This window comes from Limnohabitans sp. INBF002, assembly GCF_027924905.1.
GTDB lineage: Bacteria > Pseudomonadota > Gammaproteobacteria > Burkholderiales > Burkholderiaceae_C > Limnohabitans.
Genome location: NZ_AP027055.1, coordinates 694,885 through 717,847, shown reverse-complemented (window position 1 = coordinate 717,847; position 22,963 = coordinate 694,885). Strand labels below are relative to the sequence as shown.

Genomic DNA, 22,963 nt, shown 5'->3' with positions numbered 1-22,963 from the left:
GTTTTCCCTTTATTTGTCTCGGACGACACACAGAACCACCATGAGTCATATTTCCAACCTTCGCAAAAGCTACGAACGCGCTGAACTCAACGAATCGGCCTCTGCGGCAAACCCCATGCAGCAGTTCGACCAATGGCTCAAAGAAGCGATTGATTCAGAAGTGCCCGAGCCCAACGCCATGACCTTGGCCACGGTGAGCGGCGACTTGCGCCCCAGCACGCGCGTGGTGCTTATCAAAGGCTATGACGAACGCGGCATTGTGTGGTTCACCAACTACAACAGCCGCAAGGGCCAGCAACTGGCGGGCAACCCTTTTGCCGCACTGCAGTTTCACTGGGTCGAGCTAGAGCGCGTGGTCCGCATCGAAGGCCGTGTGGAAAAAGTGAGCGATGCGGAGAGTGACGAGTACTTCAACAGTCGCCCCCTCGACTCCCGCATCGGTGCTTGGGCCAGCCCACAAAGCCAAGTGATTGAGGGACGCGGCACGTTGGTGGCCAATGCGGCCAAATACGGCGCGCAGTTTTTGTTGCAACCACCTCGCCCGCCGCACTGGGGCGGTTACCGTTTGGTGCCCGAACAGTGGGAGTTTTGGCAAGGCCGCAAGAGCCGTTTGCACGACCGCTTGCGTTATCGTCAATCGACCGAAGGCACTTGGATTCGGGAACGATTGGCACCTTGAATATTCAGCACAAAACAAAAGCGGCCACAGAGGCCGCTTTTTACTTCGTTGCGCGACTTGGTTTTAAAAGCTCAGCTGCGCGCCGACTTTCAAGCGACGTCCCGCCAAGGGCGGCGCATTGCTACCCATGGTTTGCGTCAACACCGAGGTGGATGAGTAGGCCAATTTGTTGGTGATGTTGTCCAACTTCGCAAACAGCAGCCAATGTGTGGGGCCGCTGTGCGTGTGAAAGTTCAACGCCGCGTTCCATAAGGTATTGGCGGCCGTGGTGACGCCAGGGCTCGCGCCGTTGTCTGGCACTCTGTTTTGTGCGGCGGCGTGCATGAAGCCCAAACGAGCGCCCCACGCATTGCGTGACCACACCGCATCGGCACCTAGACGCATAGGCGCGATGCGTGGCAAGGGGCTGTTGTGTGTCAAGTCTTGGGCATGCACCACATCGGCACGCAACTCGAGGTCCATCGTTCCGTGCGCAGCGTTGCGTGAAAGCAGCGCGTCTTGCCCACCCACCATGCGTACTTTGGCGGTGGACTCGATGCCGTAGAAGCGAGCACGCACGCCTTCAAAGTTGTAGACAGGTAAGTCTGCCGTCGTGCCTGGACTGCCATCGGCCAAGCGATATGCACCTGTGGGCTGCTGCGAAATGTAGTTGGCAAAGTGCGAGCTAAAAGCGGTCACACCGAATTTGTGCGTGCCTTGTTGCCACTCGCCGCCCAGATCGAATTGGGTGGCTTTTTCTAAACCGATGCTGGCGTTCCCCAACTCATACGCAGCCGTGGCCACATGAGGACCGTGGGCAAACAGCTCGTAATCCTTGGGCGCACGCTGGTTGGCGCTGAGGTGGCTGCTGATTTGCCAACCGTTTTGCGATTCACCTCCGCGCAAATTGCGCATCACACCCAAGCCCACGCTGAAGGGGTTGAACTTTTGGGCTTGCGCCACGTTGCCACCAAAATCTTCACGCAGCGCCACGCTGACCGCCTCGGTGCGCGCACCGGCACTGAACTGACCCCAACTGGTTTTGAGCGCTTGGTAGGTAAACAACGCGGCACTTTGCGTGCGACTTGGTCCTACAAACTTCTCGGCACCTTCGGCCTGCAAGTCATTGCTTTCACGCTGAAGGCCAACCGTGCCGTCCAGTTGCATGCCATTGGTCAAGCGCAACGCCTGTTGCCGGCCTTCTAAGCGAAAGTCCCGCCCTTGGTTGTCAAAACGTGTGCCCGCCACTGCACCTTCGTATTCGGTGTGTGTGTAGTTAGTGTGGCCCAGCTGAAACTTCAGGTTTTCAAATACACCCACGTCGCGTAGCAGGCCTTCCATCACCTGATGGCGGCGCAGCATGCCAATGCTCACCGTGGGCTCAGCCACCGTGCCATACGTGCTGCGGTATTCGCTGGCTGACAGACCAAGGTAACCACGGTCAAACAACAAGGTGCCGCCCACCGCACCGCCTCGGCTGTCACTGGCCGAGTTACACACGCGGCGACCGTTGGGAGTGCCATCGCAATTCATGTCCTTGGGCACACGCAGGTGTTGGGTGCTACGGTCAAACGCGTCTACATGCAAGGCCATTTGGTCGTTGCCGGCTTCCACCATCGCGCCGGTGCTGCGTTCGTTCGCGGCACCGCCCGCACGCACCTCGGCTTTGCCCATCACGCCGCCTTGCGCATCAAACGCGCGTTCGCGGGCGATGCGGTTGTCAATCACGTTCACCACGCCGCCCATCGCACCGCCGCTGTAAAGCAAAGCCGCTGGGCCGCGCAGCACTTCAATGCGCTCGGTGGTGAGCGGGTCAATGGGCACGGCGTGGTCTGAACTCAAACCCGACACATCTAGGTTGGCCCCGCTGTTTTGCAGGATGCGCACACGGTCTCCCTCCATGCCGCGAATCACGGGACGGCCTACGTTGGGGCCGAATGAACTGTTGGCGATGCCGGGTAAGTTGTCGAGCGTTTCGCCCAAGGTACTGCCTTGGCGCTGTGTGAGTGCCGCGCCCGAGAGCTGTTGTGCGGGCACTAGCAGCGCGGCATTGCCTAAGGCTCGCGAGGTGATGGTGACGTCGTCAAGCTGCGTAGATGCTTGCGCATGGGCCTGGGAAACGTGATGACCGAACAAAGTAAAAACTGCAGCGGCTGCAGCGCTGCGCGTGAAAAAATGGGACATAAAAAACCTGCTCACAAAGAAATGACAGCGTCTTGGCATTCAGCACAAGACGCGAGAAGGGGTCAGTTCAAAGCAAAGCAGGCGGGCCGCGGGCCGCATAAAAACGCTCGAACAGCGCGAAGCGTTCTTGCAAGGAGACGACGTACCACACCTGCGGTGTGGCCACGGTCACGGTGTCCATCACCACGTGGTGCAACACATCGGGGCAGGCTTGGTCAAACAGTTGGCAATCGACCCAGCTGCTGTGCTCACCCCACAAACGGGTCAACACGTTGGTTTTGTCCGTGGGGGATGCGGCCTCGTGCGGCACCTCCACCGCCATGGACAGCAGGCTATGTGCGCTGCCCGTGGCATGTGCCACGCGGTGCAACATGCCCACGGTTTGCACCAAGACCAGCGTGGTGAGCAGCGCCAGCAAAACCCAGCGCAACGTGCGCAGGCTCAAAGCAATGGGCGTCCAGCGCAGCATTTCAGCCATGCTTCACCTTGTCGGCAAAGGTCTGCACAAACTTCTGCACCTTGGGGGCCACCACAAAGGCGCAATACCCTTGGTGTGGGTTGTGTTCGAAATAATCTTGGTGATAAGCCTCGGCCGCCCAGTAATTGCGCAAAGGTTGCAACTCAGTCACCACGCGACCAGACAAAGCAGCATTGACGTCGTCCAACACCTGCTGCGCAACCGTTCGGTCCGCCTCGTCACTCAGGTAAACACCGCTGCGGTATTGCGTGCCCGCATCGTTTCCCTGGCGGTTCAAGGTGGTGGGATCGTGGATGACAAAGAAAATTTCCAACAGCTCACGCAAGCTGATGGCTTTTGGGTCGTACACCAAGCGCACCACCTCGTTGTGGCCAGTGTCGCCCTCGCACACTTGTGCGTAAGTGGGATTGTTTGTGTGGCCATTGCAATAACCGGACTCAACGTCCAGCACGCCATGGACGCGCACAAACACCGCTTCGGTGCACCAAAAACAGCCACCACCCAAGGTGATGACCTTGGTTTGAGTGGGTGGCGTCAGCGCGGTTTTCATAGGGCTTGATTCTATGATTGCGAACCACCACGCGAAAAGTCAGCGCCTGCGCGAATGGCTTGGCCTTTTGATTGTTGAAGTGCGCCAAAAGGATTAAGCTGGTACATTAATAACCAATCAGTCATTAACAACACATCGTGCCCTTCACTGCCCCCTCCTCCGCAGAAACCTCGCCCAAAAGAGAGCGTCGCAAAGAAGCGCGCCCGGGTGAGCTGGTCAAGGCTGCGCTGGACTTGTTTGTGGAAAAAGGCTTTGCGGCCACGCGTGTCGACGAAGTGGCGGCACGCGCAGGCGTGTCGAAGGGCACTTTGTTTTTGTATTTCGAAAGCAAAGAAGACCTGTTCAAAGCGGTGATTCGCGACAACATCGCCAACTTGTTTCCGGCTTGGAACGAAGAATTCAAAACGTTTGAAGGCAGCAGCGCGGAGATGCTGCACTACGCCATGGATTTGTGGTGGCTCAATGTGGGCAACACGCCGGCGAGCGGCATTGTCAAACTGGTCATCAGCGAGGCGCAAAACTTTCCTGAAATTGCAGCGTTCTATCAAAAAGAAGTGGTCGAGCCAGGCACGGGTTTGCTACAAAGCATCTTGCAACGTGGCGTAGAGCGCGGCGAGTTTCAGCAGATGGACACGAGCAAAAGTGTGTTCAGCATCATCGCGCCCATGATCTTTTTGATGATGTGGAAACACTCCATGGGTGCTTGCGCAGCCTCAGCCAACATCATCGACCCCAAAGAATTCATCCACATGCACGTGGATCTATTGCTCAATGGCATGAGCGCAAAGAACTCCCCATGAAAAACATCAAACCCCGTTGGATCGTGATCGGCATCATCGTTTTGGCCCTGGTGGCTGGCGTGTGGCGTGCCATGAGCAACAAGAGCGCACAACAGGCCGCAGCTTCTGCGCCTGTGGCCGTGCAAACACAAGTTGAATTGGCCAGTAGCGATGTGATGAAAGCCGAGCTGCGCGACATCACCCAGGGCTTGGCAGTGTCTGGCACGGTCAAGGCCGTGAACTATGCCGTCATCAAAGCCCGCGTGGCGGGTGAACTGAAAGAAGTTGTGGCGCGTGAAGGCGATGCTGTCAAAGCGGGCGACGTGTTGGCACGCATTGACCCCACCGAATACCAACGCCGTTGGCAACAAGCCGCAGAAACAGCCAGCGCCGCCAAATCACAAATGGAGATCGCGCAGCGTCAGTGGGACATCAACAAATCCTTGGTTGACCGCGGCTTCATCTCCAAAATTGCCATGGACAACTCTGACGCGTCCTACCAAGGTGCCGTGGCCAGCCACAAAGCCGCCATCGCCGGTGCCGACGTGGCCCGCAAAGCCTTGGACGACGCCACCTTGCGCGCGCCTTTTGCAGGCATCGTCTCAGGCCGTGCCGCCCAAGTGGGCGAACGTGTGGCCATTGACGCCAAGATCATGGAGTTGGTGGATTTGAGCCAACTCGAAGTGGAAGTGCCTTTGAGCCCCAGCGAATCGATGGACGTGCGCGTGGGTCAGTTGGCTTCGCTGCAAGTGGAAGACCGCAAAGAAACCGTAGGCGCCAAGGTCAAACGCATCAGCCCCAGCGCCCAAACCGGCAGCCGCAGCGTGTTGATTTATTTGGCACTCGACAAAGCCGAAGGTTTGCGCCACGGTTTGTTTGCCAAAGGCATTTTGGGCATGGGCAAGAGCCAAGTGTTGGCTGTGCCTTTGTCTGCCGTACGCACCGACCGCGCACAACCTTATGTGCAAGTGGTGGAGCCATTGGGCGACCAACTGCAAGTGGTTCACAAAACCGTCACCCTTGGCATACGCGGCATGGACTTGACGCAGCCCGAATCTGAAACCATGGTGGGCGTGACAGGCCTGGCTGAAGGCAGCACTCTGCTCAAAGGCCAAGTGGGCGCCTTGCGTGAGGGCATGGTGGTGAAGTACACCGCCAAAGCTGCCAATGCTGCGGCTTCTGCAGCCAGCGCTGCCAATTAAGGCGACACACCCAGCATGTGGTTCACCAAAGTCAGTTTAAAAAATCCGGTCTTCGCGACCATGGTGATGCTCGCCTTTGTGGTGCTGGGCTTGTTCTCGTACCAGCGCCTCAAAATTGACCAGTTCCCCAACATCGACTTCCCCGTGGTGGTGATCACCACCGAATATCCGGGCGCCTCGCCGGAGATTGTGGAGAGCGAAGTCAGCAAGAAGATTGAAGAAGGCGTCAACTCGATTGCTGGCATCAGCGCCCTCACCTCGCGCAGTTACGAAGGCATGTCGGTGGTGGTGATTGAGTTTCAGCTCCACATCGATGGCCGCAAAGGCGCTGACGACGTGCGCGAAAAAGTGGCCGCCCTGCGCCCCACGCTGCGCGATGACGTGAAAGAGCCCAAGGTCTTGCGCTTTGATCCGTCAAGCCGCGCCATTTGGTCGCTGGCTGTGGTGCCCGAAACACCACAAGGTGGCAAATCGCTCTCAGCCGTAGAGATGACCAACTGGGCCGATCAAGTGCTGAAGAAACGCCTTGAGAACGTGCGCGGCGTGGGCTCGGTGTCGTTGGTGGGCGGCACCAAACGCGAAATCAATTTGTACCTCAACCCGCAAGCCATGGAGTCGCTGGGCATCAGCGCCGACCAGGTGGTGAACGCTGTCAAAACCGAAACCCAAGACTTGCCCGTGGGCAGCTTGCGCTCACTGCAGCAAGACCGCGTGATTCAAATTCAAGGCCGCATGTTGCGCCCTGAAGACTTTGGCCAAATCATCGTAGCGCGCAAAAACACCACGCCGATTCGTTTGAACCAAGTGGCCACCGTGAATGACGGCGCGCAAGAGGTGGAGAGCTTGGCGCTGTACAACGGCCAACGCACCTTGCTGATGACGGTGCAGAAAGCACAAGACGAAAACACCATCGACGTGATTGATGGCCTCAACAAAACCGTGGCCGAGATGAAAGCCCAGTTGCCTGCAGGTGTGCGCTTAGAGCAAGTGCAAGACGGTTCTCGCCCCATCCGCGTCGGTGTGGCCAACGTCCGCCAAACGCTGATTGAAGGTGCGCTGCTGACCGTGCTCATCGTGTTCTTGTTTTTGAACTCGTGGCGCTCCACCGTCATCACCGGCCTCACGTTGCCCATTGCCATCATCGGCACGTTTTTGTTCATGTACATGTTTGGTTTCACCATCAACATGATCACGCTCATGGCCTTGTCTCTGTGTGTAGGTTTGTTGATTGACGACGCCATCGTGGTGCGCGAAAACATCGTGCGCCATGTGCAAATGGGCAAAGCGCCTTACCAAGCGGCGATGGACGGCACCCAAGAGATTGGCTTGGCCGTGCTGGCAACCACGCTGTCGATCGTGGCGGTGTTTTTGCCCATTGGCTTCATGGGCGGCATCATCGGCAAGTTCTTCCATGAGTTCGGCATCACCATCGTGGCGGCCGTGCTCATTTCGATGTTTGTCAGCTTCACGCTCGACCCCATGTTGTCGTCCATCTGGCACGACCCCACCATCCATGCGCATGGCGAGCACGGCCACTCAAATGCGTTTTACGACCGCACCATCGGCCCCATCACCACTTGGTTTGAGACCACCACCGACAAGCTGGTGGCCTTGTACCAACGCATCTTGAAATGGGCCTTGGCTCACAAACGCGCCACGGTGGGCTTGGCCATCGGCACTTTTGTGTTGAGCATCTTCATGGTGCCGCTGCTGGGGACCGAATTTGTGCCCAAGGCAGACTTCTCTGAAACCACGGTCAACTTCTACACACCGGTAGGCTCGTCGTTGGAAGTGACCGAAGCCAAAGCCCAACAAGTCGAAGCCATCATTCGTGAGTTCCCCGAGGTGCGCTACACGCTGTCCACCATCAACACGGGTGCTGCGAACGGAAAAATTTACGCCAGCATTTACATCCGCTTGGTCGATCGCAAAGACCGCAAACGCAGTGTGGACCAAATGTCGGCCACTCTGCGCGAGCGCCTGCGCCAAGTGCCGGGCATCACCGTCACACACGCGGGTTTGCTAGACACGGTGGGCGGCAACAAACAAGTGGAGTTTTCGCTGCAAGGCAGCGACTTGCGTGAGCTGGAACGACTGACGACGCAAGCCATGGACAAGCTGCGCACCATTCCAGGCTTGGTCGATTTGGACTCCAGCGTCAAACCCAACAAACCCACCATCGAAGTCAATGTGCAGCGCGAAGCTGCCAATGACCTCGGCTTGTCGCTTGGCGCCATCGGCAACCAGCTGCGCATTTTGATCGCTGGCAACACGGTCACCAACTGGCGCGCCGCCGATGACCAAACCTACGACGTCAATGTGCGCTTAGCTCCCAACGCACGCAACGCCATGCAAGACCTAGAGCGCTTGCCTTTCACCATTGGCACCAACGCCGACGGCAGCCCACGCGTGGCCCGCTTGAACCAAGTGGCCCAAGTTATTGAGGGCACAGGCCCCAACCAAATCAACCGCCGCGACCTGATGCGCGAAGTGGCCATCAACGCCAACGTGTACAACCGCTCTGCAGGCGAAGTGTCTGCCGACATTCGCAAGGTGATGGACGGCATTCAAATGCCACCCGGCTACCGCTACCAATTTGGCGGCTCGACCAAAAACATGGCCGAATCGTTTGGCTACGCCATCTCAGCACTCTTGTTGGCCGTGGTGTTCATCTACATGATTCTGGCCAGCCAGTTCAAAAGTTTCCTGCAGCCCATGGCCCTGATGACGGCCTTGCCCCTCACCCTGATTGGCGTGGTGCTGGCTTTGCTGTTGTTTGGTTCGAGCTTGTCGATGTTCTCCGTCATTGGCGTCATCATGCTGATGGGTTTGGTCACCAAAAATGCGATCTTGTTGGTCGATTTCGCCATCCGCGCCCGCGAACCCCAAGAACTCGCCGATGGCACGATCAAACCCGGCCTGAGCCGCCATGATGCCCTGTTGCTGGCCGCCGAAGTGCGTTTGCGCCCCATTTTGATGACCACCTTGGCCATGATTTTTGGCATGGTGCCCTTGGCGTTCGCCATGTCTGAGGGCTCAGAACAACGCGCCCCGATGGGCCAAGCCGTGATTGGCGGTGTGATTACCTCGTCTCTGCTTACTTTGGTAGTCGTCCCCGTGGTGTACTGCTATTTGGACGATTTAGCCCAATGGATGAAACGCAAATGGTCGTCAGGCTCTGACAGCCCTGCCCGTTAAAATTTTGCCTAGCTATAACTGAACGCAACTGAACAATTCCGGAGTTTTGAGATGAATACCCAACAAGCCCGCTTCAACATGGTCGAACAACAAATCCGCCCTTGGCAGGTACTCGACCCCCAAGTGCTGACCGTGTTGTCTAACGTGCCACGCGAATTGTTTGTGCCACAGGCCTATCAAGCCCTGGCCTACGCCGACACCGACATCCCTTTGGGCCATGGCGAAACCATGGTGCCTCCACGCGTCGATGCGCGCTTGATGCACGACCTGCAACTCACAGGTACTGAGAAAGTTTTGGAAATCGGCACCGGCAGCGGCTACTTGGCTGCCCTCTTGGCTGGCCGCGCCCAACGCGTGGTGAGCTTGGAAATCAATCCCGAATTGGCCAGCAACGCCCGCAACAACCTGCAACGTGCCGGCATCACCAATGTGGATGTGCGCGTGGCTGACGGCAGCACAGGCGCTTCTGGCGATGCCCCGTTTGACGCCATCGTGCTCGGTGGCTCAGTGGCCGAAGTGCCGCAAGCCTTGTTGCAACAACTCAAAGTCGGTGGTCATCTGCTGGCCATCGTGGGCCAAGAACCGATGATGGTTGCCACCCTCTACACACGCACGGCTGACGCCGCATGGAGCAGCAAAGCTTTGTGGGATCACACCGCCCCACGTTTACAAGGCTTTACAGAGCCCGCTCGCTTCAAGTTCTAAAAGCGCGGCATGATTGATCAAGTCCAACCCGCCCAGTTGCAAGACTGGATTGCATCGCAAGCCCCCAACGGCGCCACCGTGGTGCTGGATGTGCGCGAACCTTGGGAAGTGCAAACGGCCAGCGTCCAACCACAAGGGTTTGAGCTGGTCGCGATGGTGATGCACACCATCCCCGCCCGTTTGCAAGACCTGAACCGCGACCAACCCATTGCCTGCTTGTGCCACCATGGTGCGCGCAGCATGCAAGTGGCGGCGTTTTTGGCACAACAAGGCTTTAGCCATGTGGCCAACATCACGGGTGGCATTCACGCTTGGTCGTCGCAAGTGGACGCGTCTGTGCCCACGTATTGATTTTTGAAAGAACTGCATGTTGCTCTCTCGCTCACTGTTTCGTACCCTGCCCTTGACTGCTGCGGTGGCATTGGCTTTTGCATCTGGCGCACAAGCCCAAAGCTTGGTGGAGATGTACGACGCGGCGCGAGGCTATGACGCCGGCTTTATTTCAGCCAAGGCGCAGTTTGAGGCGAACTTGGCCAGAGCGAATCAAGCCCTGGGCGGCATCTTGCCTAACATTGCAGTGTCGGTAAGTCATACCAAAACTGACCTTCAAAGACAAATTTCCGGTGTGGATGCAGTTAGACAGAATGTCGCTGAACTTGAAACTAAAACGACCGCTGCCACCTTGATTCAGCCTATTTATCGCCCTGCAGCTTGGGCTACTTACCGACAAGGTGGACGCCAGCTGCAACAGGCAGCTGCACAATACGAAGCCGCCGAGCATGATTTGTTAGTTCGCGTCGCTCAAGCTTACTTTGATGTGCTCACCAGCGAAGACAACTTGGAGCTGGTGCAAAACCAAAAGAAGGCCGTCAGCGAACAACTGGCCTCGGCCCAGCGTAACTTTGAAGTAGGTACCGCCACCATCACCGGCGTGCGCGATGCACAAGCACGCTTTGACTTGACTAATGCCCAAGCTATCGCTGCCGAAAACGAGCTGCGCACCAAACGTCTTGCCCTCAACATGGTGGTGGGCTTGAGCGATGCGAAACCCAAACGCTTAGCCAAAAGCACCACCTTGGTCGAGCTTCCTAAGGAAGACGTAAATGCATGGGTGAGCCAAGCGCAAGCTCTCAGCCCCACCGTTCGCCAAGCCCAGCTGGCGGTAGATGTAGCTGACTACGAAATGGACAAAGCCACGGCTGTTCACAAACCTACGCTGGATGCGCAAATGACCTATGGACGCACCGAAAACTTGAAAGGCACGACGACCCCCGCCATCGCGAATCCGTATACAACGTGGAACCCCACAGTCGGCCTCGTCTTGAACGTGCCATTGTTCGCAGGTTTCAGTGGCGTCTACAAAGTCAAAGAAGCCATCGCTTTGAAAGACAAAGCGCAATCGGACTTAGAAAACGCACGTCGCAGCACCGAGCAAGCCACACGTAACACCTACTTCGGTCTGCTCGCAGGCCTGAGCCAAGTCAAAGCCTACGAAGCAGCCGAACTTTCTAGCCAAAGCGCCTTGGATGCCAACAAGCTGGGTTACTCGGTGGGCGTGAACATCAACATCGACGTGCTGAACTCGCAAAGCCAGCTCTACCAAACCAAGCGTGATTTGGCCAAAGCGCGTTACGACGTGTTGGTGACCAATCTGAAATTGCGCCAAGCCGCTGGCACGTTGACGCCTGCAGACTTGCAGCCCATCAACGATTTGCTAGCGCCTTAATTCGTTTTCAAATACGGCAGCAATGCCTGCGCGGTGCGCTGCGCCGCGCCTCGGTGGGCTTGTGAAAACTCTTGGCACGCTTGCACGTGTGCATGCGCATCAGGACCAAAGCTCACCATTTGCAAAGCCGTGGTCACGGCTTGTGCCATGTCTTCGACGCGCAAAGCTGCGCCAGCTTCTTCAGCCAACTGTGCTGCTTCCGCAAAGTTAAACGTGTGTGGCCCCATGATGATGGGGCAACCACAGGCGGTGGACTCAATCAAGTTTTGCCCGCCCAAAGGCGCAAAACTGCCACCTAACAATGCGGCGTCTGACAAGCCGTAATACAAAGCCATTTCGCCCAGCGAGTCACCGAGCCAAATGGTGTCAGCGTCGTCTGGTTGATCGGTGTCTGGCCCCTGTGCCCATTGGCTGCGGCGAGACACTTTCCAGCCTCGCTCTGCCATCAAAGCTGCCACTTCATCAAAGCGTTGCGGGTGACGTGGCACCACCAGCCAATGCACGGCATGGATGTGGTCTTGGTGGTCTCGCGGCGCATCTTTCAGCGCTTGCAAGGTGTCCAGCCACATGGCCTCTTCGCCTTCGCGTGAGCTGGTGAACAGCACCACGGGGCGGCAGAGCTTTTGCCTCCACGTTTGCGCCAATGCCAGCTGTGCGGCATCAGGCTTGGCATCGAATTTCAAGTTACCCAGCACCGCATCCACCTTGGCACCCAAGGTTTGCAGGCGTTCGGCATCGGCCTGCGTTTGCGCCAACACCGCTGACAAGCCTTGGTACGCCGGGCGCGACAGCCAAGCCAAGCGCTGCGCTTGGTGCATGCTTTTCTCACTCATGCGCGCATTCACCAGCACCAGCGGCACCTTGGCCTTGTTGCACTGCGCCACCCAGTTGGGCCACAGCTCGGTTTCTAAGATGATGCCCACACACGGTTTGAAGTGCGTCAAAAAACGTTGCACGGCGGCAGGCGTGTCCCACGGCTGCCACACTTGCACATCGCCCTCTTGTAGCAGGCTCACGCCTTGCGCACGCCCCGTGGCGGTGCCATGGGTGAGCAAGATGCGGATGCCGGGCTGCGCGGCGCGCAAGGCTTGCAGCAGCACCGCTGCGGCACGTGTTTCACCCAAAGACACGGCATGCACCCACACGTAGCCACCTTCTGTGGGTGGTTGCATGTAGTGACCAAAACGTTCGTCGATGGCCTGCAAATAGCCCGCCTCTTCACGCCCACGGCGTTGCAGCTTGCGGCGCAACAAAGGCTGCAAAGCCCACATAGCCGCGCTGTAAATTGGCAGCATCACGGTGCTGAGCCCTCGGCGTTCAAGCAGGCTTGCCACGCATGCCACACGGCATCGACGCTGGGCGTGGGGCAATCGACCACACTGCGTTGACGTGTCAAACCTTCAGGGCCGGTGCGCCATGCGGTGTCGAAGTTGTAAATCTGAACATGGGGCAAATCCAACGCCACAGCGATGTGGCTCAAACCGCTGTCCACCCCAATCACGCCGGTGCATTGCGCCATCTCGGTGGTGAGCTGGTCCAGCGACAAGCGGGGCCACACCACGGCACCGGGCAACATGTCCGCGATGGCTTCGCTGCGCAGACGCTCTGCTTCGTTGCCGTGGGGCAAGGCCACATCGAAGCCTTGTTGTTTCAGGCGCGTGCCAATTTCAAACCAATGAGACAAGGGCCATTCTTTGTCTGCACGCGAGGTGCCATGCACCAAAGCCACCACGGGCTTGCGCTGCGCAGCCGCAAGGCCCAAGCCATAGTTCAAATGTGCGGGCACGTCATAGCCCAAAGCTTTGGCGCACAACACGCGGCCACGCGCAACGGCGTGGATGTGTGGCGTGATGGGCACCGCCACATCGGCCACCCAGCGTGTGGGGCGTTCGTAGCCCGAACCATCGGTGCGGTTGGCCAAGGCATAGCGTTTGCCGCCTTTGGCTTTGCGTGCCAGCCAAACGACCCAAGCCGACTTGGTCAGACCTTGCAAATCGAGGATGACGTCATACGCCTCTTGCTGCAAATCAGCTTTGAAGGCTTGCCACTCGGCGCGTGTTTGCGCGCGGGTATCGGCTTTGAAAAACCCCTTGCGCCAGCGGCGTAGGTCACACGGAATCACGCGGTGCACCGCCGCGCAACGCGCAGCCAGCGGTGCAAAACCACGCTCCACCACCCAATCAATTTGGGCATTGGGAAACGCGGCTTGAATGTCCATCACCGCGGGCATGGCATGCACCACATCGCCCAGTGACGAAAGTTTGACGATGAGCACCTTCAAGGGTGCTTGTCGATCGCGCAACACTGGCACGCTCAATGCGCGGCCTCTTGAAACTTCGCATCGGGCTTGACGCGACGCAACAACGCCAGCATGTCGTGTTCAATGCGGTCTAGCGCGGTTTGGGTTTGGCCTTCAAAGCGCAACACCAAGACCGGCGTGGTGTTGGAGGCGCGAATCAAGCCAAAGCCATCGGCCCAGTCGATGCGCAAGCCGTCAATCACACAAGCTTCAGGTTTGAACTCAGGCGAAGGCAATTCGCCCGACGACACCAACTGCTGCAGTTCTGCGCTCAAACGGTGTGGCTCGCCTTCAGCGCAGCCCACGTTCAATTCAGGCGTGGAGAAGCTGGTGGGCAAAGCGTCGAGCACCGCATTGGCATCGGGGCTGCGGCTCACAATTTCGAGCAAGCGGCAACCGGCGTACGTACCGTCGTCAAAGCCGAACCAACGCTCTTTGAAGAAGATGTGGCCGCTCATCTCGCCGCCCAAAGGCGAATCGACTTCTTTCATCTTGGCTTTGATGAGCGAGTGACCCGTTTTGAACATCAAGGCTTGGCCGCCGGCTGCGCGAATGGCGGGGGCCAAACGCTGCGAACACTTCACGTCAAACACAATCGCGCCACCCGGCACGCGCGACAGCACGTCGCGGGCGAACAAGGCCATTTGGCGATCGGGGTAAATGTTGTTGCCGCCTTGAGTGACGATGCCCAAACGGTCGCCATCACCGTCAAACGCCAAGCCCAACTCGGCGCCCGAGGTTTTCAGGGCTTGAATCAGGTCTTTCAAGTTTTCTGGCTTGCTGGGGTCTGGGTGGTGGTTGGGGAAGTTGCCGTCCACCTCGCTGAACAGCTCAACCACTTCGCAACCTAAAGCGCGGAAGATGCCGGGCGCGGTGGCACCGGCAATGCCGTTGCCGCAGTCGACCACCACTTTCATGGGGCGGCTCAAACGCACATCGCCCACGATGCGGGCCACATAGTCAGCCGTCACATCAAGCTGTTTGACGCTGCCGCCCGCTTTGAGCGCCCAACTTTCAGCTTCCATGATGTGGCGCAAGCCTTGAATTTCGTCGCCATAAATAGCGCGACCACCCAAGACCATCTTGAACCCGTTGTAATCCTTGGGGTTGTGGCTGCCCGTGACTTGAATGCCGCTCTTGCACAAGGTGCTGGCCGCGAAGTACAGCATCGGTGTCGTCACCGCACCCACATCAATCACCTGCACGCCCGCAGCGACCAAGCCGCGAATGAGGGCCTCCACCAACGACGGGCCGCTCAAGCGACCATCACGGCCCACTGCCACCGTGCTTTCGCCAGAGGCTGCGGCATGTGTGCCAAACGCACGACCCAAGGCTTCAGCGACGTCAACATTAAGAGTAGAAGGAACGACACCGCGGATGTCGTAGGCTTTGAAGATGGAGGCGTTAACTTGCATAGTGATGAGATTGTAGAGAGCCAAGTCACCGTTTTTGTCGGCCCACTATGATGGGAAAAACATTGCCTCAAAGCCCATTTCACTGTGTCCTTCAAGCCAACAGCCCTCATTTGCCAAAGCCACACCACCTCGCCGCTAGGCGATGTGCTGCTAGCGGCAACCGAACAAGGTTTGGCAGGCGTGTGGTTTGTGCACCGGCAAGAGCACCTACCCGACAGCAGCCAGTGGGTCACCGACAACGCACATCCCACCTTGATGGCTGCGGCAACACAACTGCGTGAGTACTTTGAAGGCCAACGCCTAACGTTTGAAATTCAGCTGCAACCGGCTTGGGGCACCCCGTTTCAGCGCGCCGTGTGGCAGGCTTTGCAACGCATTCCCTACGGCTACACCAGCACCTATGGCGACATCGCCCGCGACATTGCAAATCCAAAGGCAGTTCGGGCTGTGGGCGCAGCGATTGGCCAGAACCCACACAGCATCATCGTGCCGTGTCACCGCGTCTTGGGCGCGAACGGTTCGCTCACGGGCTTTGCAGGCGGCTTAGACCGCAAAAAACATTTGCTCGCACTGGAGGCCGCGCGCGCATGACCGAAACGCACCTACCTTGGCGTGAATGGGTGCCTGAGTTTGTGCTGCTGGCACTGCTGTGGGGTTCTTCGTTTTTGTTCATGCGAGAAGGTGCGCATGCCTTTGGCGCATTTCCGACCGCTTGGGTGCGCATCACGCTGGCAGCGCTCATGCTCACGCCGGTACTGATATGGCGCCGAGAAGTCACCGTGCTGCAACAGCACTGGCGCCCCACTTTGTCCTCGGGCTTGCTCAATGCGGGCATCCCCTTCGCGTGCTACGCCTATGCGCTGATGCACATCAACACCGGCCTGACCTCTATCTTGAATGCCACCACGCCCCTGTTTGGCGCGCTCATCGCTTGGGTTTGGTTGGGTGACAAACTCAATGCCACGCGTGCTGCAGGTTTGGCTTTGGGTTTCACGGGTGTGGTGTTACTGGCCAGCGATGTGCCGGGTGGCATTTCGTTCAAATCTGGCGGCTCGGGGCTGGCTGTGGTGGCGTGCTTGGTTGCCACGTTTTGTTACGGCATTGCCGGCAGCTTCACCAAGCGCTATTTGCAGAATGTGCCTTCGCTCGTCACCACCACAGGCAGTCTGTGGGGTGCAAGCATTGGCCTGACCATTCCAGCTTTACTGACATGGCCCAGCGAAGCGCCGTCGCTGCATGCGTGGGGGGCGCTGGGCATTGCAGGTCTGCTGTGCACGGCCTTGGCCTACGTGCTGTATTTCCGCTTGATGACGCGCACCGGCCCTGCGCGCGCCATGACCGTCACGTATTTGATTCCGGTGTTCGCCAACCTGTTTGGTGTGATGTTTTTAGACGAAGTGGTCACGCACTGGATGATGGGCTGCGCTTTGGTGATCGTGTTGGGTACTGCACTGGCATCGGGCTTGGTGGGACGTCGACACACCGGCTAAACCCTAGTCATACAGATGACAGGTGGCACTTCTCAAGCACTGCCTCACGCCTTAGCATGCGCCCCAGATTCAACATTCATCTGGGAGCTCTCTGTGCGCATTGCCACTTACCGCCATCACAACCAACGTCACGTCGGCCAAGTGTCTGCCGATGGCCGACACATCACCGCATTTGATGTGACACCTGAGGTGGCCCACCACGGCGCACTGCGCCTGATTGAAGCCGTCATGGCTGGCGGCAAATTGCCTGCATTGAGCAACAACACCGTCGCCGTGACAGATGTGCATTTAGAAGCCCCGATTCCCGTGCCTCGCCGCAACATTTGGTGCGTGGGTCGCAACTACCATGAACACGCCAAAGAGCTGTCAACTTCAGTGTTCAAAGACAGCAACACCAACACACAAGCCTGGCCCATCGTTTTCACCAAAGTGCCTGAATGTGTGGTCGGCCCGTTTGATGATGTGCAATTGCCGGGTGCTGCCATCTCCGATCAAATCGATTACGAGTCAGAGTTGGCCGTCATCATTGGCCACGGTGGCAAAAACATCAAAGCCGCAGATGCCATGAAACACATTTATGGCTACACCATCGTGAACGATGTGACCGCCCGCGATGTGCAAATGCGCCACCAACAATGGGATATGGGTAAATCGTTCGACACCTTCTGCCCCATGGGCCCATGGTTGGTGACCGCAGATGAGATGGATGGCGCACACACCCGTGTGCGCGGTGTCGTCAACGGCGAACAACGCCAAGACGGCCCCACTGAGAACATGATTTTTGATATTCCCACACTCATTGAAACCATCTCACGCGGCATCACGCTGTACCCAGGCGACATCATCGCCACTGGGACGCCAGCGGGTGTTGGTATGGGTTTAAAGCCACCTCGCTATTTGCAAAAAGGCGATGTGGTGCGTGTCGAGATTGATGGCATTGGCCACATCGAAAACAAATTCGTTTAAGTTTTCACACAGGGGTTTTTATGACACGACGCATCGCCCTCCTCAAAACATGGGTCATGGTGGCTGCGGCCTCCGCGCTCACCGCATTTGCGCAAGAGGATTACCCCACACGCCCCATCACCATGCTGGTGCCGTTTCCACCGGGCGGTGTGGCCGATGCGGTCGGTCGCCCTGTGGCAGAGGCCATGGGCCGCTACCTCAAGCAATCTGTGGTGGTAGAGAACAAAGGCGGTGCGGGCGGAGGCATTGGCATGGCGCAAGTCGCCAAGTCAAAACCCGATGGCTACACGATGCTGATGGCGTTATCGTCTTTGGTGGTCCTACCAGAAGCCGATAAAGTGCTCAAACGGGCCCCCATGTTTCAGCTAGACCAACTCAAACCCATTGCTCGCTTCAGCGCGGACCCCACGGTACTCGTGGTCAATGCGGACAGCCCATGGAAAACCTACGCCGAATTCATGGCCTACGTAAAAAACAATCCAGCCAAAGTGTCATTTGGCTCATCCGGCAACTACGGCACCATGCACGTGCCCATGGAGCAGCTCAAGGCTGCCACCTCAAGTCATATGTTGCATGTGCCCTACACGGGCGCAGGGCCCGCGGTCATGGCCTTGCTCTCAGGACAAATTGAAGCGCTCTCCACAGGCCCAGCCAGTGTGGCGCAGCAAATCAAAGCGGGAAAACTACGCGCCTTGGCACATTGGGGAGAAGGCCGTTTAGCGGCATTGCCAGATATTCCGAGTTTGAAAGAACTGGGCGTGTCCATCACTTACGCACAATGGTCTGGCTTGTTTGTACCGGCCAACACGCCCGCCGCAGTGGTTGACAAGTTACGCCAAGCCGCCAAATTTGCCGCAACGGATGCGCGTGCCAACCAAGCCATGGTTGCAGCAGGTACCTCGTTTATGTTCCAAGACATGCCCGAGTTCGAACGCTATGTACAAACCGATGCCAAAGACATGGCGGGACTGGTACAGCGCATTGGCAAAGTCGACTAAATACAGGTGTTCAGCACGAAAGTGCTAAACCTGTTACATTTACGTATCGCTTTAGTCGACTTCTAGCACGCACCTCTACATTGCCGTGCAGCCCCTCAGCAGAGGGGCGTTTAAGTAAATTCCCACTTCTTCGCGTATTTCAACAAGCCCTTTCAGGGCTATGTTTTGTCGTTCTATTTTTCTAAGATTTTCATGATTCCCGCTATTCATATTCAAAACAACGCTATCACCTTCGGCAAATACCGCATTGCGGCTTGCCCGCGCGTTCTACCCAGTGGTCGTTTTGCAGCGCACGTCTCTGTGGCCAGTGGTCGCGGCAGCGCCAGCACCGCCCGTGTGATGAGCTTCATTGACGACTTCGCCACCCACGATGACGCTGCTAACTACGCCCTTGCACAGGGCCTGGACTGGGTACACGAAGCCACGCAGGCGCACTGAACTGCTTTTCTTATCAAAAAATAACCATACTCTTTACAGAACTTCACCGAAAAATCACACAACGAAAAACGTGTGAGACTTAAAATTTCTCGAACTTGAAATCTAAATCAAGTCGAAAGACACGCCAATGCGCAATTTCCACGCAGGCCAACAACTGATCACCGACGAGGAACTCAACGCCCTCATGGGGCAAGATTCGCCAGCAAAGAGTGACACCGATGTGTGGTTCAAGTACCGCAACTTGTTTTTGTTGGCGGTGGTGATTTCGCAAGTAGTCAAACTCCTGTTCTTTTCGCATCTGGCCATTGGGAACTTTGAGCTCGGAGCCCTCGACCCCCAAGCTTTTGAGCGTTATCTCGTATTTCGCGCTTGCTTTGTGATCGCAATCAGTGCGTTTTACCTCTTCAGTTATTTGAAGAACTGGTACTTTGAAAAAGTTTCTCTGCTCTACGTTGGCATCGCTACGACTGCGTTGGTGATGGATTACTTCAATGCATACGTTTACCTCAGCGAAAATCCACTTCAGTGGATGACAGGCTTAATTGTGTTGAGGTTTCTGGCTGTGTGTTGTCTGCTTGTCAATGCCCTTTCGGCACACCGAGCACCGGCAATGCCACGCAGCCTGCTCTCTTGAACTATTAAATAATATTAATTTTAAAAATTAAGTAAACCAAAATAGTTATCTTCTCGTTTCTTTCTAGTCACTTTAGAAAGAAAGCACAACTATGCAGTTCAAGGCAAAACAGCCTCTGATGATTTTGGGTCTGGTTTCCGCACTCACCTTCGCTTGCGCAGCCCACGCGGGAAACCCGTTCGAGCAAATCAATCAAGAAATCGATAAGCATCAGCAACGCGGTAAAGAGCGCGCGAATGAGCATCGCAATCGCCATGACCATGGCAACTCAAACGAAGGGCACGGAGGGCAAAATGCCTCAGGCTCATGCAGTGACGAGCGTAACTTGCGCTCTGTGCAGGGCAACGTGCACACCACCATGAAATTCCTGAACAACAGCAACCACGAAGTGCGTACCTATTGGTTGGATTACAGCGGTCGCCGCGTTTTCTACAAAGCCATTCCGCCACACGGCCAGTACACACAACCGACCTTCCAAACACACCCTTGGGTCGTGACGGACCAACGCGATAAGTGTCTCAATATTTTTGTATCGAACCAACCATCAGCCATCGCTGAGATTCGCTAACAAAAAGGGGCACGTAGGGTGCCCCTTTTTTTCTTTTCGGCAAGCTCATCAAACATGAATGAAGCGAAAAGAAAAAAGCCTAAGTAGCGAACTACTTAGGCTTTTTATTTGGCGGAGTGGACGGGACAGGCCCAAAAACCACGTTTTACCTAGAGAATTAGCCAAAGAAACACGCTGAAATTACACGGTATGTTTCACAGAGTTTCAATGTGAGAAGTGTAGCAACATGCTCATGCAAGTTCAATAGCGAGGGTTACGCGTACCTTGCTGACCGTTGTAGGGGTTGGTGTTACCGCGACTGTTGTAGTTGTCGTATTGGGTGTTGTTAGGAGCACTTCTATGGTGCGGCTCAACATAAGTACCGTCACGCTTGGTATGACCATCAACTTGGACATCACGTTGGCCGTATTGACCGTACTGGGCAAAAGCAGATGTTGCTAATCCGATGAGAGCCAAAATTGCGATTAGTTTTTTCATAGAACTTCCTTTTAATTGGAGTTCCATTTAATCATCAATTCGATAATTCGTCTATTGTTTTGGATCAAGAGAACCCACTAACATTGAAACGGGGATGGCGAGCGCATTAGCAAGCCTAGCAATGTTATGCAAAGACAAGTTCCGCTCCCCTCTTTCCACCGAACTCACATAGTTGGTATGAAGATCCGCAAGCTCAGCCAATTTTTCTTGCGTGAGTCCTTGTTTCTCCCTAAATACGCGAAGCGCCGCTCCAAAAGTCACTTGGACTTTCTCTTTTGAGATTGGATTTGAGGAGAACTTTGGCACGCCTCAAGTCTTCCCAAATACATACTATGAGTACACACACTATGAGTTTGATTTATGGCAGACTAACCAACTCAAAACGGTAACAAATCAGAACGACAAACTCAATAAATGAAACCCAACACACATGCAATAAATGTCCCCCGTACTTCCACCAATCAACAAGAGCTTGGCTTTACTTGGTGGTTGGTCTGGTCTTGGCTAAATTTAGGGCTTGGAGTTCCATTTGTATTCATGACGCTGCTCGATAAGAAATGGGTACTCACGAGCATGATTTTTACGTTGGCCTATGGTGCCGTTTGTATTTCTATGCTGAAGTACAACAGGTACGCGTTTGTTGCATCAACAGTCCTATCATTCAATCCAGTTGTTTGGATCATTAACGGTGTCTATGTGAAGAACCGCTGGGAGCACCAGAAGGTAATTGCAGGTAGCGTGAAAGGAAACACAGGAACGCAAAAGCTCTCAAAAGCGCGAGAGTCTTCGAGCGGTACATCGGCAGCAAACGCTTCTCAAGCAACGAAGGCAATTGATGAACCATCAAACAGTGACTACGCACGTATAGCCAACGAAATCACATCCGGAAATATTGATCAAGGACTCTGGACACGTCTCTTTGTTGAAACGGACGGCGATGAAAATCGAACACGAGCACGCTACATAAAAGCACGTATCGCCTCGCTAACTGAAGCACCCTCCACGAAGCCCTCAATTGCTAGAAGCCTTGTCCCTATCCCAGACGATCACGAAATTATTTGGCTTCCTGCCTCTTCTTTAGAGTTGCAAAGAGATGTCGAGTATGGCTATCTAAATAAGTTGTACGGTGGATCATCCGGCTGGGTACTTTCAAGCCAAGCGACTATCGAGGGCAATGACAGAATCTTCGACAAGTTAGACATTTGCTTAACCGATGGCAGGACAAAAACTGTCTGGTTCGATATAACGCAGGCTTGGACAAAGACAGTCCAGCAAACTTAATTCATGAGAATGGATGAGTCTGAGATCACCGCTTAGCAAGCGCCTCTTGAAACTTCGACGTACTTACGCGGACGCAAGAGTACTCTTTACCGCCAGACTTGTTCTTTGAAATCGCAAAGGGAACGCCATTAACAATCAAGTGAGTGTCCGACAACAGCACCTCTGGGGTAAAAGTTTTTGCTCTGCCTTGGAACTTTTGTACGGCAATTTTGCTCGCAGCATGCAGGTCGTTAAGAGTCGCTCCTTTTTTGAGTTTGATAGTGTCAAACGGAGAACCAAAGCCAGCCACTTTCGTCATCACCTTATTGATAGCCCACGACGGCAATGGCTGATTCCAATTTTTCGTGACCGGAACTGTTGGACACATCTCCTGCGCCCTTGAACGAACAAACGCTTGAGTCTGTAAAGCCCCCTCTCGAGTAAGTATCGTTTGGATAATTGCATTAAAAGCATTTCCGCTACCGGCAGTTGGTTTAACACTTACACGATGTTCACTACGAATTCTCAATCGGCAATCACGCCCATTGCCATAACCATTTCTAACTAACCACTGCTTTGTTAACTGATCGCAAGCTTCACTCAATTTCGCCTGAAGATCTAGGGCAGCTTCTTTCCATTTAGCATCAAAATTCGTATTCTTTTTTGGTTTAGCGCCTTCAAAGGTAGCAGGAGCACTCACACCATCGACAGGCTCATTCAAAGCTCGATGTGACTCACTAACATCCTGAATGTCAAGACATAAGTCATCAGGAAAATTACAAAGGCCAGCATTATTAGATTGGTTCATTTCACGCTTTCATAGAAAAGGCTTCCTCCCCTCCTCTTCTTCTATAGAAGATTAAGGAAATTGCCAAAAATCAAGAATGGATATTTAAGTACTCACTTAAAGCTACCCACACTTGTTGCGTTATATGTAC

The 22,963-nt window shown here is 55.6% G+C and carries 25 protein-coding genes; 15 read left to right on the top strand and 10 right to left on the bottom strand.

The features are described 5' to 3' along the window. Positions 1-40: 40 nt before the first annotated feature. On the top strand, positions 41-679 hold the full coding sequence (gene pdxH, locus QMG15_RS03625) for a pyridoxamine 5'-phosphate oxidase (protein ID WP_281789550.1): 639 nt from the start codon (positions 41-43) through the stop codon (positions 677-679). Between the two features lie 63 nt (positions 680-742). On the opposite strand, the gene QMG15_RS03620 is transcribed toward pdxH, so the two are convergent. The 3 genes from QMG15_RS03620 to msrA form a co-directional block, all read right to left on the bottom strand. After that, on the bottom strand, positions 743-2,842 hold the full coding sequence (locus QMG15_RS03620; protein WP_281789548.1) for a TonB-dependent receptor: 2,100 nt from the start codon (positions 2,840-2,842) through the stop codon (positions 743-745). A 67-nt stretch (positions 2,843-2,909) separates the two neighbouring features. After that, positions 2,910-3,320, bottom strand: coding sequence for a hypothetical protein (locus QMG15_RS03615; protein ID WP_281789547.1), 411 nt, complete (start codon positions 3,318-3,320; stop codon positions 2,910-2,912). After that, the gene (gene msrA, locus QMG15_RS03610; RefSeq protein ID WP_281789545.1) at positions 3,313-3,870 is read right to left on the bottom strand and encodes a peptide-methionine (S)-S-oxide reductase MsrA; all 558 of its coding nucleotides are present in this window, start codon (positions 3,868-3,870) and stop codon (positions 3,313-3,315) included. Before msrA ends, QMG15_RS03615 begins: the two co-directional genes overlap by 8 nt. A gap of 137 nt (positions 3,871-4,007) precedes the next feature. Between msrA and QMG15_RS03605 the strand changes: the two genes are divergently transcribed. The 6 genes from QMG15_RS03605 to QMG15_RS03580 are packed head-to-tail and all read left to right on the top strand — an operon-like array spanning position 4,008 to position 11,480. After that, positions 4,008-4,670, top strand: a complete 663-nt coding sequence (locus tag QMG15_RS03605; RefSeq protein ID WP_281789544.1) for a TetR/AcrR family transcriptional regulator — start codon at positions 4,008-4,010, stop codon at positions 4,668-4,670. Next, a complete protein-coding gene (locus QMG15_RS03600) occupies positions 4,667-5,851 on the top strand; it encodes an efflux RND transporter periplasmic adaptor subunit (protein WP_281789543.1) in 1,185 nt (394 codons plus the stop codon). Before QMG15_RS03605 ends, QMG15_RS03600 begins: the two co-directional genes overlap by 4 nt. Before the next feature lie 15 nt (positions 5,852-5,866). Then, the gene (locus QMG15_RS03595; protein WP_281789542.1) at positions 5,867-9,049 is read left to right on the top strand and encodes an efflux RND transporter permease subunit; all 3,183 of its coding nucleotides are present in this window, start codon (positions 5,867-5,869) and stop codon (positions 9,047-9,049) included. Positions 9,050-9,100: 51 nt separating this feature from the next. Then, positions 9,101-9,754 carry a protein-L-isoaspartate O-methyltransferase gene (locus tag QMG15_RS03590; protein ID WP_281789541.1) on the top strand — a complete coding sequence of 218 codons (654 nt, stop codon included), beginning with the start codon at positions 9,101-9,103 and terminating at the stop codon, positions 9,752-9,754. 9 nt (positions 9,755-9,763) lie between these two features. Next, entirely contained in the window at positions 9,764-10,105 is a 342-nt protein-coding gene (locus tag QMG15_RS03585) for a rhodanese-like domain-containing protein (protein WP_281789540.1), read from the top strand. A gap of 16 nt (positions 10,106-10,121) precedes the next feature. After that, positions 10,122-11,480, top strand: coding sequence for a TolC family outer membrane protein (locus QMG15_RS03580; RefSeq protein WP_281789539.1), 1,359 nt, complete (start codon positions 10,122-10,124; stop codon positions 11,478-11,480). Here QMG15_RS03580 and QMG15_RS03575 read toward each other — a convergent pair. From QMG15_RS03575 to QMG15_RS03565, 3 genes are read right to left on the bottom strand one after another with little or no spacing between them, the layout of a single operon-like run. Further along, a complete protein-coding gene (locus tag QMG15_RS03575) occupies positions 11,477-12,775 on the bottom strand; it encodes a 3-deoxy-D-manno-octulosonic acid transferase (protein ID WP_281790068.1) in 1,299 nt (432 codons plus the stop codon). The two genes, QMG15_RS03580 and QMG15_RS03575, sit on opposite strands and share 4 nt — an antisense overlap. Next, on the bottom strand, positions 12,775-13,791 hold the full coding sequence (waaC, locus tag QMG15_RS03570) for a lipopolysaccharide heptosyltransferase I (protein WP_281790067.1): 1,017 nt from the start codon (positions 13,789-13,791) through the stop codon (positions 12,775-12,777). The genes QMG15_RS03575 and waaC overlap by 1 nt, the downstream gene beginning before the upstream one ends. 2 nt (positions 13,792-13,793) lie before the next feature. After that, on the bottom strand, positions 13,794-15,194 hold the full coding sequence (locus tag QMG15_RS03565; protein WP_281789538.1) for a phosphomannomutase/phosphoglucomutase: 1,401 nt from the start codon (positions 15,192-15,194) through the stop codon (positions 13,794-13,796). 84 nt (positions 15,195-15,278) lie between these two features. Between QMG15_RS03565 and QMG15_RS03560 the strand changes: the two genes are divergently transcribed. The 6 genes from QMG15_RS03560 (at position 15,279) to QMG15_RS03535 (ending at position 19,720) form a co-directional block, all read left to right on the top strand. Beyond that, complete coding sequence (locus QMG15_RS03560) at positions 15,279-15,785, top strand: methylated-DNA--[protein]-cysteine S-methyltransferase (protein ID WP_281789537.1); 507 nt, start codon at positions 15,279-15,281, stop codon at positions 15,783-15,785. Then, positions 15,782-16,684, top strand: coding sequence for a DMT family transporter (locus QMG15_RS03555; protein ID WP_281789536.1), 903 nt, complete (start codon positions 15,782-15,784; stop codon positions 16,682-16,684). Before QMG15_RS03560 ends, QMG15_RS03555 begins: the two co-directional genes overlap by 4 nt. 93 nt (positions 16,685-16,777) lie before the next feature. Beyond that, entirely contained in the window at positions 16,778-17,650 is an 873-nt protein-coding gene (locus tag QMG15_RS03550) for a fumarylacetoacetate hydrolase family protein (RefSeq protein ID WP_281789535.1), read from the top strand. A 20-nt stretch (positions 17,651-17,670) separates the two neighbouring features. Beyond that, positions 17,671-18,648 (top strand): tripartite tricarboxylate transporter substrate binding protein, encoded by a 978-nt coding sequence (locus tag QMG15_RS03545; RefSeq protein ID WP_281789534.1) that lies wholly within the window; start codon positions 17,671-17,673, stop codon positions 18,646-18,648. Positions 18,649-18,840: 192 nt separating this feature from the next. Then, positions 18,841-19,086 carry a hypothetical protein gene (locus tag QMG15_RS03540; RefSeq protein WP_281789533.1) on the top strand — a complete coding sequence of 82 codons (246 nt, stop codon included), beginning with the start codon at positions 18,841-18,843 and terminating at the stop codon, positions 19,084-19,086. Between the two features lie 127 nt (positions 19,087-19,213). Further along, positions 19,214-19,720, top strand: coding sequence for a hypothetical protein (locus QMG15_RS03535; RefSeq protein WP_281789532.1), 507 nt, complete (start codon positions 19,214-19,216; stop codon positions 19,718-19,720). A 67-nt stretch (positions 19,721-19,787) separates the two neighbouring features. On the opposite strand, the gene QMG15_RS03530 is transcribed toward QMG15_RS03535, so the two are convergent. Next, positions 19,788-19,982: a hypothetical protein gene (locus QMG15_RS03530; protein ID WP_281789531.1), complete on the bottom strand. Its 195-nt coding sequence runs from the start codon at positions 19,980-19,982 to the stop codon at positions 19,788-19,790. A gap of 72 nt (positions 19,983-20,054) precedes the next feature. On the opposite strand from QMG15_RS03530, the gene QMG15_RS03525 reads away from it, so the two are divergent. Then, on the top strand, positions 20,055-20,288 hold the full coding sequence (locus QMG15_RS03525) for a hypothetical protein (protein ID WP_281790066.1): 234 nt from the start codon (positions 20,055-20,057) through the stop codon (positions 20,286-20,288). A gap of 240 nt (positions 20,289-20,528) precedes the next feature. On the opposite strand, the gene QMG15_RS03520 is transcribed toward QMG15_RS03525, so the two are convergent. Both QMG15_RS03520 and QMG15_RS03515 read right to left on the bottom strand, forming a co-directional pair. After that, positions 20,529-20,765, bottom strand: coding sequence for a hypothetical protein (locus tag QMG15_RS03520; protein ID WP_281789530.1), 237 nt, complete (start codon positions 20,763-20,765; stop codon positions 20,529-20,531). Positions 20,766-20,816: 51 nt separating this feature from the next. Next, entirely contained in the window at positions 20,817-21,026 is a 210-nt protein-coding gene (locus QMG15_RS03515) for a helix-turn-helix transcriptional regulator (RefSeq protein ID WP_348773330.1), read from the bottom strand. 153 nt (positions 21,027-21,179) lie between these two features. On the opposite strand from QMG15_RS03515, the gene QMG15_RS03510 reads away from it, so the two are divergent. Then, entirely contained in the window at positions 21,180-22,046 is an 867-nt protein-coding gene (locus QMG15_RS03510) for a hypothetical protein (RefSeq protein WP_281789529.1), read from the top strand. A gap of 25 nt (positions 22,047-22,071) precedes the next feature. Here QMG15_RS03510 and QMG15_RS03505 read toward each other — a convergent pair whose 3' ends face one another. Continuing rightward, complete coding sequence (locus tag QMG15_RS03505) at positions 22,072-22,833, bottom strand: hypothetical protein (protein ID WP_281789528.1); 762 nt, start codon at positions 22,831-22,833, stop codon at positions 22,072-22,074. Between the last annotated feature and the right edge of the window lie 130 nt (positions 22,834-22,963).

Coding starts and splice junctions, on each gene's coding strand:
- QMG15_RS03620 (WP_281789548.1), bottom strand. CDS start 2,842: ATGTCCCATTTTTTCACGCGCAGCGCTGCAGCCGCTGCAGTTTTTACT.
- QMG15_RS03590 (WP_281789541.1), top strand. CDS start 9,101: ATGAATACCCAACAAGCCCGCTTCAACATGGTCGAACAACAAATCCGC.
- msrA (WP_281789545.1), bottom strand. CDS start 3,870: ATGAAAACCGCGCTGACGCCACCCACTCAAACCAAGGTCATCACCTTG.
- QMG15_RS03615 (WP_281789547.1), bottom strand. CDS start 3,320: ATGGCTGAAATGCTGCGCTGGACGCCCATTGCTTTGAGCCTGCGCACG.
- QMG15_RS03545 (WP_281789534.1), top strand. CDS start 17,671: ATGACACGACGCATCGCCCTCCTCAAAACATGGGTCATGGTGGCTGCG.
- QMG15_RS03585 (WP_281789540.1), top strand. CDS start 9,764: ATGATTGATCAAGTCCAACCCGCCCAGTTGCAAGACTGGATTGCATCG.
- QMG15_RS03575 (WP_281790068.1), bottom strand. CDS start 12,775: ATGCTGCCAATTTACAGCGCGGCTATGTGGGCTTTGCAGCCTTTGTTG.
- QMG15_RS03540 (WP_281789533.1), top strand. CDS start 18,841: ATGATTCCCGCTATTCATATTCAAAACAACGCTATCACCTTCGGCAAA.
- QMG15_RS03520 (WP_281789530.1), bottom strand. CDS start 20,765: ATGAAAAAACTAATCGCAATTTTGGCTCTCATCGGATTAGCAACATCT.
- pdxH (WP_281789550.1), top strand. CDS start 41: ATGAGTCATATTTCCAACCTTCGCAAAAGCTACGAACGCGCTGAACTC.
- QMG15_RS03530 (WP_281789531.1), bottom strand. CDS start 19,982: ATGGTCATGGCGATTGCGATGCTCATTCGCGCGCTCTTTACCGCGTTG.
- QMG15_RS03595 (WP_281789542.1), top strand. CDS start 5,867: ATGTGGTTCACCAAAGTCAGTTTAAAAAATCCGGTCTTCGCGACCATG.
- QMG15_RS03535 (WP_281789532.1), top strand. CDS start 19,214: ATGCGCAATTTCCACGCAGGCCAACAACTGATCACCGACGAGGAACTC.
- QMG15_RS03580 (WP_281789539.1), top strand. CDS start 10,122: ATGTTGCTCTCTCGCTCACTGTTTCGTACCCTGCCCTTGACTGCTGCG.
- QMG15_RS03505 (WP_281789528.1), bottom strand. CDS start 22,833: ATGAACCAATCTAATAATGCTGGCCTTTGTAATTTTCCTGATGACTTA.
- QMG15_RS03600 (WP_281789543.1), top strand. CDS start 4,667: ATGAAAAACATCAAACCCCGTTGGATCGTGATCGGCATCATCGTTTTG.
- QMG15_RS03555 (WP_281789536.1), top strand. CDS start 15,782: ATGACCGAAACGCACCTACCTTGGCGTGAATGGGTGCCTGAGTTTGTG.
- QMG15_RS03565 (WP_281789538.1), bottom strand. CDS start 15,194: ATGCAAGTTAACGCCTCCATCTTCAAAGCCTACGACATCCGCGGTGTC.
- QMG15_RS03510 (WP_281789529.1), top strand. CDS start 21,180: ATGAAACCCAACACACATGCAATAAATGTCCCCCGTACTTCCACCAAT.